General features: G+C 53.4%; 8 protein-coding genes. 5 read left to right on the top strand and 3 right to left on the bottom strand.

The features are described 5' to 3' along the window. Window positions 1-51: 51 nt before the first annotated feature. The 3 genes from EPA93_RS26230 to EPA93_RS26225 form a co-directional block, all read right to left on the bottom strand. Entirely contained in the window at window positions 52-1422 is a 1371-nt protein-coding gene (locus tag EPA93_RS26230) for a glycine--tRNA ligase (RefSeq protein WP_129890348.1), read from the bottom strand. A gap of 381 nt (window positions 1423-1803) precedes the next feature. Next, window positions 1804-1929, bottom strand: a complete 126-nt coding sequence (locus EPA93_RS50485) for a hypothetical protein (protein ID WP_277988669.1) — start codon at window positions 1927-1929, stop codon at window positions 1804-1806. 77 nt (window positions 1930-2006) lie between these two features. Beyond that, on the bottom strand, window positions 2007-2777 hold the full coding sequence (locus EPA93_RS26225) for a dienelactone hydrolase family protein (RefSeq protein ID WP_129890347.1): 771 nt from the start codon (window positions 2775-2777) through the stop codon (window positions 2007-2009). A gap of 255 nt (window positions 2778-3032) precedes the next feature. Here EPA93_RS26225 and EPA93_RS26220 point away from each other — a divergent pair, with 255 nt between their 5' ends. The 5 genes from EPA93_RS26220 to EPA93_RS26200 all read left to right on the top strand — a co-directional run bounded on the left by EPA93_RS26220 (window position 3033) and on the right by EPA93_RS26200 (window position 13438). Next, window positions 3033-3437 (top strand): ester cyclase, encoded by a 405-nt coding sequence (locus tag EPA93_RS26220; RefSeq protein ID WP_129890346.1) that lies wholly within the window; start codon window positions 3033-3035, stop codon window positions 3435-3437. 344 nt (window positions 3438-3781) lie between these two features. After that, the gene (locus tag EPA93_RS26215; protein ID WP_129890345.1) at window positions 3782-4741 is read left to right on the top strand and encodes a threonine ammonia-lyase; all 960 of its coding nucleotides are present in this window, start codon (window positions 3782-3784) and stop codon (window positions 4739-4741) included. Window positions 4742-4983: 242 nt separating this feature from the next. Beyond that, window positions 4984-7581, top strand: coding sequence for a DEAD/DEAH box helicase (locus EPA93_RS26210; protein ID WP_129890344.1), 2598 nt, complete (start codon window positions 4984-4986; stop codon window positions 7579-7581). Window positions 7582-8031: 450 nt separating this feature from the next. Beyond that, on the top strand, window positions 8032-10746 hold the full coding sequence (locus EPA93_RS26205; protein WP_129890343.1) for a serine/threonine-protein kinase: 2715 nt from the start codon (window positions 8032-8034) through the stop codon (window positions 10744-10746). 148 nt (window positions 10747-10894) lie between these two features. Beyond that, entirely contained in the window at window positions 10895-13438 is a 2544-nt protein-coding gene (locus tag EPA93_RS26200; RefSeq protein ID WP_129890342.1) for a serine/threonine protein kinase, read from the top strand. Window positions 13439-13452 lie beyond the last annotated feature (14 nt).

The raw sequence follows: 13452 nt of genomic DNA, 5'->3' as shown, positions 1-13452 counted from the left end.
CCAGACCTGATCCTTTGTGGCTTGCGCGATCAGGCCTGGTTCGCGTAGGATCTACTTCCAGGTAACGCGCTCGAAGAGGTACATCGGTAGTTCGTTGAGGTGCACACGAATCTGCGACATGCTATCGCGTTCGCGCACAGTTACCGTCTGATCGTCAAGCGTCTGGAAATCGATAGTCACGCAATAGGGCGTACCGATCTCATCCTGACGGCGATAGCGGCGACCAATATTCTGGATATCGTCGTACTGAGCAACCATCAGGCGCTGCAGCTTACGATAGAGCTCCTTCGAGACATTGACCAGCTCTTCCTTGTTCTTCTGCAGCGGCAGGACGGCCACCTTGACCGGAGCCAACCAGGGATGCAGGTGCAGAACCGTGCGGTCATTGCCTTTGCCCATCGGATCTGGCTGTTCCTCGTAAGCATCGAGCAACAGATAGAGGAATGTGCGATCAACACCGCCGGAAGTCTCAACAATCCAGGGGATGTAGCGTTCTTTCGTCAGCGGATCGGTATAGCTGAGATCCTGGCCGCTATACTCGCTATGGCGCGAAAGGTCCCAGTCCTGGCGCCAGTGAATGCCCTCCCATTCCTGCCAGCCCAGAATGGTTCTATACTCGATGTCGTAGGCCTGTTTGGCATAATGAGCCAGCTCATCGCTACCATGCGCGCGGAAGCGCAGGCGCTCCTTGTGCGTGATAATGCTCTGACACCAGTCGAAGCGGTAGCTCTTCCAATAATCGAACCACTTCTGCATTTCGCTGGGATGGACGAAGAACTGCAAGTCCCACTGCTCAAACTCGCGCTGACGGAACAGGAAGTTGCCGGGCGTGACCTCATTGCGATAGGTCTTGCCAATCTGGCAGATGCCGAAAGGAACCTGCATGCGCGAAGACTTCAGCACATTATCGTAGTCAAGATAAATGTTCTGGCAGGCCTCACCGCGCAGGTAAGTCTTCATGCGCTCGTCCTCAATCACGCCTAGATACGTTTCCATCAACAGGTTGAAGACGCGCGGCTCCGTGGTAAGCTCGCCGCCGCAGACCGGGCACACATGCTTCTCAAGGTTCTCCGGGGGGAGATGATCGATGCGGAAGCGACGTTTGCACTTTTTACACTCAACCAGGCGATCCACGAAATTTTCCACGTGGCCGCTGGCCTCCCACACGCGCGGGTGCGTGATGTTGGCGCCCTCAATGCCCACCACATTGTCATGGAGCTGGACCATGGACCACCACCAGTAGCGCCTGATGTTATTGCGCATCTCAACGCCAAGCGGGCCGAAATCGTAGATACCCGCCACGCCGCCATAGATCTCAGAATTGGGGTAGACAAAGCCGCGCCGCTTACAGAGGGAGACAATTTTCTCGATAGGAACAAGTTCGGACTCGTTAAGCTCTGCTCGTTCTTCTGTTTGGGTCATGAGTGGTTAACCTCCACAAAAAAAATTCCCCAGGCGTACAATCCGCCCAGGGACGAATGCACCACGTAGGCCCGGGGCAACTACGTTTTATGGTGACATGCGCGGTTCCACCCTGCTTCTTCACAACTAACCAGAGATGTGAAGCCACTCATTTATGTGATCCAACTCCGAAGCGCCCTTCGCTCGCTGTAGATTGCCGACCTTGCACTCTCTGTCGGCTCGCTGCTATCCCCGGACGAGCTACTCCTCTTCATCAACGCTGGATGGATATATGCTTGTTAACGCTTCTTGTAGTATAGCGAAGAATGCAGCAAGATGCAAGAGGAGTATGAAAGAAGTCAGGGAAAGTACTTTTCGCTACCCCTCTTTGCGGCTACAGGCCTATTTCTGGCCCTTCTTCCAAAGACGCTCTAATAGTAACGGACCTACAATGGAAAGCGCCGTAAAGGCTGTAACGGCGGCATAAGCCCAGGCAATGGTTTTGGCAACCGGCGGCTTTTTATCCATTAGCTAAAGCTCCTCTATCTCTATTAGCATGCTGTCCTGACACTCAGTGATACGTTTGGATGGGCCGAAGGTTAAAGCTAGTGGGCCGCAGAGGAGTGAGCCTGGATAAAGCCGAGCACGCGGCGCCAGGCATCGGCCGAAGCTTCGGCGAAGTCCGCCGAGCGCCGATCAAAAAAGCCATGTGGCGCACCAGGATAAATCACTACCTCATGCTCGAAGCCGGCTTTGCTTAGCTTCTCGTCGAGCGTGTGTACGGCATTAACCGGGATACCCTGATCGGCTCCGCCAAAGAGACCCAGGGAGGGATAGCGAATCTGCTCAGCCACGTCAAGCAATTTCTTCCCGCTGCCAAAATCGCGAGAGATGCCGGCATAAAAACCAATTACGCCTGTCAGGCCCAGATCGTGGGTTCCGGTCATGTAAGAGAGCGTTCCACCCAGACAGAAACCAACCATAAAGACAGGTTGGTCCGCGCCAGTGTTTGTGCGAAGATAGGTCAGTGCGGCGCGGATATCCTGAATGAGCGTGGATAGTCGTAATTTTTGCACATGGGGCATAAATTCGAAAGGCTCGGCTCGTGAGCTAATGCCGGCAGTTCGCCCGAAATAATCGATAGCCAGGGCGGTAATCCCAACCTCGGCAAAGCGCAAGGCCAGCTCTTTATAAAACTGATGGAGCCCGCGTATATCTGGCAGGATGAGAGCCTGTGGTCCGCTGGGGTGCTCAGGGTGAGCAATATAGGCGGCAAAGCGATTCCCATCTTCAGCAGTCAGGGCGATATCTTCGCCACGGGCTTTGCCATTTTTTTTCGGTGGCTCGGGGGGACGCGCATTATCGTCGTAACACATCAGTTACACTCCATTTAGCTGATATTACTCACTTTTCTAATATGGTATAAGTATAGCCCCACCTGTCAGGATTGTATAGCCTGCCCTCCACTTTTGCTGAGCTTCCTCCCTTTGTCAACTGGTCTCCCAAAATATAGTCAAGATACTTGACTATATTGCCGAAATGATTTATGCTACTGTAAATAGTCAAGGAGCTTGACTATTTTATTAGAAAACTGGCTTAAGTTTATAGTTTTTATTGTTCGGGAGGATACCATGTCTAGCGAAGAGAATAAAAACCTGATTATACGCTTCATGGAGCAAGTCTGGAACGAGCACAGGCTTGACTTGCTCGCTGAATTTCTGGCGCCGGATTATTATGATTATACCTACGAGCCGGGCAACCGGGCTGGACTGGAAAATACTTTGCAGATGATGCAAAAGACCTTTCCCGGTCATCAAACGATAATTGAAGAGATCGCTAGTGAAGGTGACATCGTGGCTATTTGCCAGACCCTACGCGGAACGCAGAGTGCACCTTTTCGGGGACATCCGGCTACAGGCAAAACCTTTGAGATCGGTGGTTATCGCTTTTTCAAGCTCAAAGATGGCAAGATCAGCTCGCACAGAGGTTTAATTGATCTGCCGGCCCTGCTTCGGCAAATTGGCGCAAACGGCTAAATCTCCATGCAAGGTAGTGTAGGATCAGGAAGCTAGCTCTTGTCGGAGGAGTCTGGAGAGCGCGCTTAGAGCGTAGTGCAGCCGCTTATCCAGGCGCACTTCTTCGCAGAGCTAGCTGAATGGATCTTGCCAGTATGCTCAACTGTGAGTTTTGGCTGTTGACATTGCTTCGCTAAGAAGGTAATCAGAATAGTATTGGAGTATCCTACTTGCAGTATGCTAGAACGGATCGCACATAAACAAGGGTTGAGCGATAGCACTCACACCTGGCTCCCCAGGGTCCGCTATAGCAAGGAAACTCACATGCGTCAACTGATTTTGCATTTTTTAGGAAAGGCGAAGCAATGTATACTCCCCAATTTCAGGATGTCCTGCAAGCGCGGCAGCGCATTCGTCCTTATCTCGCGCGCACGCCCCTCCATAGCTATGCTCCGCTCAATGACCTCATAGGCACCGAAGTATATATCAAGCACGAGAACTATCAACCAGTTGGTGCCTTTAAAGTTCGCGGCGGCATTAACCTTATCTCACAGCTCAGCCCCGAGGAGCGCGAGCACGGCGTAATCTCAGCCTCAACCGGCAATCACGGCCAATCTGTGGCCTATGCCGCACGCTTATTTGGCGTGAGCGCGCGCATTGTTGTGCCCGAAGGCGCCAATCCTGGCAAAGTAGCGGCCATCCAGGGCATGGGAGCCGAAGTTATTGCCCATGGAGCCGGCTTTGACGAAGCCAAGCGCTACTGCGAAGAGCTGGCTCAGGAGCATGGCTATCGCTACATCAGCTCGGGCGACGAGCCTCTACTGATTGCCGGCGTTGCCACTGAAGCCTTAGAAATGCTGGAGGACGAACCAGGGATTGAGGTTATTTTTGTGCCGATCGGCGGCGGCAGCGGTGCGGCCGGAACCTGCATTGTGGCCAAGGCCGTCAATCCGGCCATCCAGGTCATCGGCGTGCAGTCAGAGGCCTCTCCTACCGCCTATGAGAGCTGGCGGGCGCGGCGCCTGCTCAGCCTGCCCAGTCGCACCTTTGCCGAAGGCCTGGCCACCGGCGTAGCCTTTGCCTTGCCCCAGCAGATTATGCAGGAGAAGCTTGATGATTTTCTCCTGCTCAGCGAAGAAGAGATTATGCGCGCCATGGTCTATATGATCGAGCGTGCTCACACCTTGGCCGAAGCTGCTGGTGCTGCCGCATTGGCCGGAGCGTATCGCTGGCGGGATAAATTACAAGGCAAGAAAGTTGGCGTCATCTGTTCGGGCGGCAACACATCCCTGGAACATTTAAAGCAAGCCCTGGCTGCCTCGTGAGCTTATAGGCACAGCATGATGGTGAAGAGCGGAACAAGGAAGCTCTTCACCATTCTATGGGTGGTCAGGCTGCGCATTGAGCCGCGAAAACGTCTTCACTGTCCTACCTAACGCGACAAGAGATATTACCTCCAGCCATGGGCTGAGAAATTGCTGCCCTTGTTTATGTTCTTACACCATGTTACAATGAACGAAAATACAAATATAGTGTTTAATTTAGTACAAAAAACATTTGAGTGATCATGGACGAATATGTGGAGGCCGGGTACAACCACCCGGAGATATCGGCGGGCATACAAGAGTTTATTGCGCGATATCCATTTTCTATCGATCAGTTTCAATTAGAAGCGATTGGCCAGCTTGCCCACGGACAATCAGTTCTGGTTGCCGCTCCGACAGGAACTGGAAAAACACTCGTTGCAGAGTATGCGATCTGGCTGGCCCAGCAGCGCAATCAACGTGTAATCTATACGACCCCCTTAAAAGCCCTTTCCAATCAAAAGTATCGTGATCTGCGTGAGCTCTACGGCCATGATACGGTAGGCTTAGTGACGGGGGATATCGTGGAGCATAGCCGAGCCTCGATTGTGATTATGACAACCGAGGTGTATCGTAATATGTTGCTGGAAGAAGGTGGAGAAAACTGGCAGGCCAATGGGCGGTTGGGTTTATCCTCACTTAACGATGTGGGCTTTGTCGTCTTTGATGAGCTGCACTATCTCAGCGATGTAGGGCGGGGTCCAGTGTGGGAGGAGGCCATTATTTGTTCACCTCCACATGTGCAACTCGTTGGCCTTTCGGCTACCGTGAGCAATGCTGAGGATCTGGCGAGCTGGATCAGTCGTGTCCATAGACCTGTCTCACTGGTGACGCACGAGCAGCGCGCTGTACCCCTTGAGCATTTTTATTTTCTTGACGGTAAATTGCATCTCGTACAAGATGCCGATGGTAAGCGCGTTGAACGTTTCCCGCATATAGGCGGTGAGGCAAAGCTTGCCCGCATGCTGGGCCGTGGACGGACCTTTGTCTTTGATGAGGAAGAGGAGGACGAAGACGAGCTGGACGCGGATCTGTGGGAGCGCCGACGTAAGGGCAGAGGTGAGAGGGCGCGCAGCGAGCATGTGGCCCACGAAACGCACACAGCTACCGAAGAAGTTGGACAGCAGGAGCAGCAGCGGCCGCGCCGTCAGCGCCAGCGCAAAACGCCAGAGGCGGGCGAGCTACTCACAGCCTTACGCGATGCTGATCTTCTCCCTTGCCTCTACTTCCTGCCCGGACGGCGCGTGGTAGAAGAGGCGGCTATGAGCTCGGCCCTGCATCATTTTACGACACCCGAAGAAGAAGCTTTGATCCGGGAAGAAGTTGGCGTCTGGCTAGAAAACTTGCCCAAAGAAGATCGTAACTTGCAGCAGGTGCACGCCCTGCTCGGCCTCTTGCCGCGCGGTCTGGCCTTCCATCATGCTGGCCTGCTGCCAGGCTTGAAGGTTCTGGTAGAGACCCTTTTCGCGCGTGGCTACTTGCGGGCAGTCTTTGCCACCGATACCCTGGCCCTTGGCATCAATATGCCGGCGCGCTCGGTCATCGTGGGCAGCCTTAGCAAATTTGATGGGCAGGAGATGCGCCTACTCACGCCAAACGAATACCGTCAACTTACAGGTCGTGCCGGTCGGCGCGGCATGGATGTGCGCGGCGCTGCAATCATTCCCTATTCTCCCTGGGAGCCCTTCGAGGCCTCGTTCCAGCGCATCACCGCCGACTTATTGCCGGTAACCAGCTCCTTTGTTATTCGCTATAACTCTGTGCTCAACCTCTGGCGTCCTGGCGACGTACAGCATCTGCGCCGAATCTGCGCTTCCAGCCTGCGCGAGTATCAGCGCTACTTGCTCTGGGAATTGAGCGAGCTGCATCGCCTGGAAAAGCGCTATCGCAAAGCTAGCAAGTCCGGCAAAAAGAAAAAGGGAGCAGCTTCAGAGAGCGCGTTACAGGCCCTGGAGAAACGTCGGCAGAGGATCGGGGCCTTTCCCTTGAGCCGAGCTGGGGCAGCCGAGCTCGATGGCACCATCTTTGCCTTGCGCGCCCTTGGCTATATTGGCCAGGATGATCGCCTCACCCTCAAGGGACAGCTCTTACGCAGCATCTTCCATCCCGCCGGGATCATGATCATTGAATTGATGCTCAGCGGCGCCCTTGACGAGCTATCGGCCGCTGAACTGGCCGAGGTGTGTAGCTGGTTTACCTTTGATAATGATCGTCGCCTCAACAATCGCGACGTCATCCATGCCAGGCTTAGCCGCATTCGGCGTGAGCTCTGGCAGATCGCCCAGCATGTGCACGGAATTGAAGAACGCGCTGGCCTTAGCTATACGCCAGACATCGTGGCAGAATTCCATGGTATCGCCCTGGCCTGGTCGCGCGGTATGACGCTCGTTGGCTTGCTCAAGCGCATCGATCTGGCGGAAGGCGATATTCTGATGATACTCAATCAGAGCATCGATCTGCTTCAACAGGTGCAATCGGCAGTTGGTCAGGTCCTCGATGCGCCTCAAATATGGGAGGAAGCGCCCCCGGTAATGATTGAAGGCGCGCAAAATTCCCGTACGTCTTCTGTCTATGCCAGAAGGCGCGATGAGCAACTACGCCTTCAACGCGAGCGCCTGGAACGCCTGCGTCCCCTCTTAGGTCAGGCCTCGGCCTCCTTGCTGCACGGCATCATCGTCCAGAGCCGTACCGTGCCTTCCATGGTTGCGCATGTCGGCGAAGAGGCGGTTCCACTTGATGCCGAAGAAGATAGAGACGCGCACGGCATTGATGATGCTCAGGCCTATGTGGGCGATGTCTGAGCCGAGTGCGGGCTTATCACCAGCAATGTCTTTTGTGTTCCTGGCTCTATTATAGAGCCAGGAAAATTCTGGTTTTGTCGCCTCCTGGCTAGAAGGTCGCAATCTCCTGTGAAAACTTTACTATTCTCTGGCCACGCAAGACAAATGAAGGCTTGAGGAAATCCCCTTAAAATTTCTCACAATTCCTAATTCGCAAAATCAGCAAGACTTTCACTCTATCTACCGCAAAAGAATATTTTGCAGCATCTACGAGACGCAAAGCTTCAGAATAATACAAATAGCGACAAACATTACTTTGGTCATGCTTATGGGCTTGATGCATTGTCAGAACTATACAAGTTGACTAATATGTAGGAGAGTATGAGTTTATTATAGTGGTCTGTGGAGGGAAAGAAGAGGATTCTGGCTGATTTGTCCGGATATCAGCGATAAAGAGGGGTAGAGTTTTTAATGAACGCAGAAGCATTGATAGGAACAGTGTTAGGTACCTGTACACTCCAGAAATTGGTAGGGCAAGGTGGTATGGGAGCAGTGTTTCTGGCGCAACAATCACGCCCCCGGCGTCAGGTTGCCGTGAAAGTGTTGTTACCGATGACACCATTGAGCCCTAATCAACTGGCAGCGTTCATAGAGCGGTTCCGGCGTGAGACAGATGCAGCTGCGTCTATGGAACATCCCAATATTACTCCGGTCCATGAGTATGGAGAGAGAGGCGGACTTGCCTATCTGGTTATGCCTTATATCAGTGGTGGAACCTTGCGCGATGAACTCGTGCGGCAGGGTCCCTTGTCCCTTGATAAGGTCTCCAACTACCTGGACCAGATTGCGGCCGCCCTTGACTATGCTCATGACCATGGCGTTATTCACCGAGACATCAAACCTGCAAATATATTAAAGACGCAGGAAGGGCGTTTACTGCTTACCGATTTTGGCCTTGTCAAGATTGTTGCCGAAGGCTCGGCTAATCAGGTCCGCCTGACCGGAGCCGGCGCCCCGGTTGGTACGCCTGATTATATGTCGCCCGAGCAAGTGATTGGCGAAGATGTAGATGCGCGGGCAGATCTCTACTCACTCGGTGTTATTCTGTATCAGATGGTGACAGGAACCACGCCATTTCAGGGCGAGACACCAATGCAGATTGCCGCTCAGCATTTGCAGGCCCCACCTCCTTCTCCACAGGAATTACGCCCCGATCTGCCAGCTGCGGCGGAACAAGTAATTCTACGTTCATTAGCCAAGCGTCCCGCTGATCGCTATGCAACTGCTGAGGAACTGGCTAAGGCGTTTCGGGCAGCTCTGATAAGTGCGGGCATACAAGTTACACAGACGAACGGATTTCTGAGTAGCTCTACCGGGCGCTTTGTGACGCCGCAAGGGCTATTCGATCAGATCAGGCAGACTGGGAAAGCGCCTGCCATTGGGGGGAATGGAGAATTGTCAGATCAACCTGTAAACGGAGCAATACCTCCTGCTGGAGGAGGACAAATGAGAAATGAGACAGATGCAGTCTTTGAGCCTGAGAAAGGGAACTGGCTGCTGAATGGATCTACGGGCTCTGTGGAGGCGGCAAACAATGGCGGTGGCTTAACGGGAGCGATGACGACTCCCAACGGCGGGAAGGGGCTCTTGAGCAGCTATACGGGAGCGATGACGACTCCCAACGGCGGGAAGGGGCTCTTAAGCAGCTACACGGGAGCGATGGCGGCGGCCAATAATGGTGGCAATACTTACAATGCAGCATCTACGGGCGCGGTGCCCGCCGCAAATTCAGAGAGCAACATTGTCAATAAAGCCCCGCAGCCAGGATCGACATTAGCTAATGGAAATTTTGCCAACGGTCTGACCGGGGCCTCTCCCGCAGTCTCAACCGGAGCCTTTCCGGCGACTGGCGTCGATAAGGCGCGCGCCGGTGGTGGGCTGCTCTCGCGAACCGGTAAATTCCCTCTGATAGGTGCTAGCGGGCAGGAAGGGATAGCCGTCACTGGTAAGAACGTAGCGGCGACTCCTGGCCAATTTGTACCAGGTAGCAGAGCGGTGCCGCCCGCTCCGGGAAGTGGTTTATTCGTCAATAGCGCTCCTATTGAGGTCCCCGAAAAAGCTGGCCTGAGCGCTAGCTCTGCACAGTATGGTGCTGTAGCACCGTTTGGGGCCCAGACCGAAGCCATGGCGCCAACGCCCGAGCAAGGGATTGGCCTCAGCTCTGCAAATACTGGCGCGCTGCCTACGGGACAGCAGGGCTCAACTGGGTCTATAAAGTTGACGGGGCCAGCCAAAGTGCTTAAAATGCCTGTAGCCGGTCAGCCAGGGCAATTCGTAACAGGGATCTTGCCAGTTTCCGCGCAGGCTGATGGTGGCGAACAGCCAGCAGGCCTGCCAGAGAAGAAAAAAGGTAGCAGGCTCTGGGTAAAGATAGTCGCGATTGTAATCGTCATTCTACTCATCGCGGGCGGAGCCATCGGCGCGTTTCTCTATATGCGCAATCAGCCAACCAGGCAGCCTGCAAGCGTCAATAACGCATCAGTAGCGGCGACGCCTGATTTACAGGCCACCACCACTGCGCTTGCTCACTCTACTGCGCAGGCCAACGTCATTCTAGCAGATCCCCTGGATCACAACGTGCATAATTGGATGACCACGCCCCCTGATGTCTTTGCTTTTAAGGATGGCGCGTATCACATAACTGATAAGGGCGATAATGGCCGGGCCGCAGTTTTGCAAGCAAGCGCATTCAATGGGCCCATGGTGTATACGCTCACGATGCAGGAAGTAAATGGGGACGATAACTCCCCTAATAACTCCTTTGGGATGATTTTCCGCTTTAAGCAACAGACAAATGGGGGAGCCACTGTTACTTCTTTCTATAGCTTTGAAGTTGTAAATATGAAGGGTGGCGAGTATCAATTCTGGAAGTATGATGACTCGCAAAAAGGAGCTTCGCCCTGGACGGAGATCTGGCATCAGCCATTTACTGATGAGTTCCATCAGGGACGTAGCGCGAATACGTTTAAAATAGCCATGGATGGTGATAAATTCACCTTTATTGTCAACGACAAGACTGTCAAAACGATTCAAGATAAATCGCTCTCAACAGGCACAGTTGGCATGATTGTGAATCTGAACGGCACAGAGGTTGCCTTTAAGAAGCTTCTATTAACGCGTAAATAGCCTTTGCGGGCGGTCCCGGTGGGCTGCCTGCCCGGCTCATTTACCTGTTCACTATTTGAGTTGAAGCTGTGCTAAGAGAGAATAATCTGAGCCTGAAGGAAAACCATGCGCAACGGTCGTACATGACGGCAAAGAGGGGTAAAGTTTGATGAACGCAGAAGCATTGATAGGAACGACACTGGGTACCTGTACTCTACAGAAGCTCATCGGTCAGGGCGGTATGGGTGCAGTGTTCCTGGCGCAGCAATCTCGCCCCCGGCGTCAGGTTGCCGTCAAGGTGCTCTTGCCCATGACGTCCCTGACTTCCAATCAGCATGCCGCGTTCCTGGAGCGCTTCCGGCGCGAAACGGATGCGGCGGCATCGTTAGAGCACCCCAATATTATGCCGGTGCACGAGTATGGGGAGCGTGAAGGGCTGGCCTATCTGGTTATGCCTTATATTAGTGGTGGAACCTTGCGCGATGAACTTGAACGCGAAGGTGCGCTAACTCTCCCCAAGGCGATGCATTATTTAGATCAGATAGTAGCGGCCCTGGGCCATGCTCACGAGCGAGGCGTTATTCATCGCGATATCAAGCCTGCCAATATTTTGATGACACCTGAAGGCCGTTTGCTTTTGACCGATTTTGGCCTTGTCAAGATTGTTGCCGAAGGCGAGACGCCAATGTCTCGGTTGACCGGTATTGGTGTGCCTATGGGAACGCCTGATTATATGGCTCCCGAACAAGTCATCGGCGCGGAGACAGATGCGCGGGCGGATCTCTACTCACTCGGTGTTATCTTATACCAGATGGTAACCGGGACTGTACCCTTTAAGGGTACGATGCCAATGCAGATTGCTATGCAGCACCTGCATGTACAGCCTCCTGCACCGCGTACTTTGCGTCCCGATTTGCCGGTGGCCGCCGAGCAAGTTTTACTACGCGTGCTCTCGAAACGTCCTGTGGAGCGCTATGCGAAAGCCCAGGAGTTGGGCAGCGCTTTTCACGTGGCTCTGGCGGCTGCGGGTGTACAGCTAGGAGATTTACAGGGAGGTTTATCGGGTTTGAGTAATCCCAGATCTGCTGATGGACGTGGTTTTAAGCCTCGTGGTTTATTTGATCCTGTCTGGCAAGCACAGAAGGCTGCAGCAGAGGCGCAAGGCGGCCTGTCTCCGGCGACCGGGGCGATGCCTGCCGCTCGTCCTAAGGCTGCTGAAAGTGCCTTTAGAAATGATATTATTGCTAAGACGAGTATGACGCTGCCTTCGTTTACAGGCTTTTTATCGCCTTCGGATTTGCCGATGCCTGCCGCTTCGGAGGCTCCTCAGTATGGGCAAGCGCCAACTGCTTCGCCAATCGAGCCGTCGCTGCAGGCCGACGCTGTAAAGAATACTCCTCTACCGGCAGTGCCGCAGGGCGGCATGGGCCTTGGGCTGCGCGCCCGCCTGCAAGCTGCTCAGGAGCAGCAAGTTGAGATCCCTTCAACTCCGCCTCAACTTGATTTCCCGGTAGCCGAGGCAAGTCCTGCCCAGGCTCAACAGCCGATGGCCAGCGCAACTGAGGTCACGGATCAAGAGAAAACCTTCAAGGCTGATCAGCCTGCTGCGCCGCAGCCTCCACCCTTTGCACCTATCAATGCCACCAATGCGCCGAATTTCAATAATGTTCCTCCTGGCGCAACCGGTGTTATGCTGGCCCTGAATAAGGGCGAGGGCGAGAAAGGGGCGACCGGAACGCTTGTGGCTCTTACCGGCAATCTCGGTGGCGGCAATACTGGTATGATGAAGCTGACGCAGCCGATGAAGGTGGTGAAGGTTCCAGTTGCCGGGCAGCCAGGACAATATGTAACCGGCCTCTTGCCAGTCTTGCCGGAGCAGCCGGCTACAGAGACTGAGGAGAAGAAAGCAGGAGATAGCCAGCCAGAAGCGCCGTACAAGAACAAGAAGGCGCTTCTGCTCATCGTGGCTGCTCTCCTGGTGGTTTTCGGCTCTGGCTCGTTTCTATTTTTACGAAATCTGCCTGGCAGGCAGGTCAATCCTGCTTTGACTGCAGCAACTCCTGATGTGTCAGCGACGGCTACCTTGCGGGCCTTGGCTACCGTACAGGCCAATACGATTCTCTCGGATACTCTTGAGCAGAATGCACATAACTGGCCGACAACTTCTAAAAACAATCAAACTTATACATTTAAAGACGGAGCCTATCATATTACCAATAACGATGCGCATGCTGCAATTGCCTTGTTGCCTGATGAAACCTTGTCGGGTTCGTTTATCTATTCGCTTGATGTGGCTGAGATAAAAGGTGACGATAATTCTGTTGATAATCAGTTCGGGCTGGTTATAAACTATACTTCGAAGCAGAAAGATGGCAGGACGGCTGCGACGTTCTATTTCTTTGATGTGGCCAATACCAAAGATGGAGGCGAGTATCAGTTCTGGAAATATGACGATAGCTTCGGCTCAGATGTTAATCCCTGGGCTAAGCTCTGGAGTCAGAAGCTGGGCAAGGAATATCATTTCGGCCATGGGAAAGCCAATACGAATACCTTTAAGCTCGCGGTGAATGGGAGCAATTTTACCTTCTTTATGAATGGCAAACAGATTAGTAAGGCTCAAGAGAGTTCGTTAAAAAAAGGTCAGATTGGCATGTTGGTGAATCTAAAGGGTACGGAGGTGGCTTTTTCAAATCTGTTAGTGACGTACAAATAATCTCTGGCTGTAGG

Origin of the sequence: Ktedonosporobacter rubrisoli, from assembly GCF_004208415.1 — a bacterium.
In the GTDB taxonomy this organism is placed as follows: Bacteria; Chloroflexota; Ktedonobacteria; order Ktedonobacterales; family Ktedonobacteraceae; genus Ktedonosporobacter; species Ktedonosporobacter rubrisoli.
This window is presented reverse-complemented; position numbering and strand designations above follow the sequence as displayed.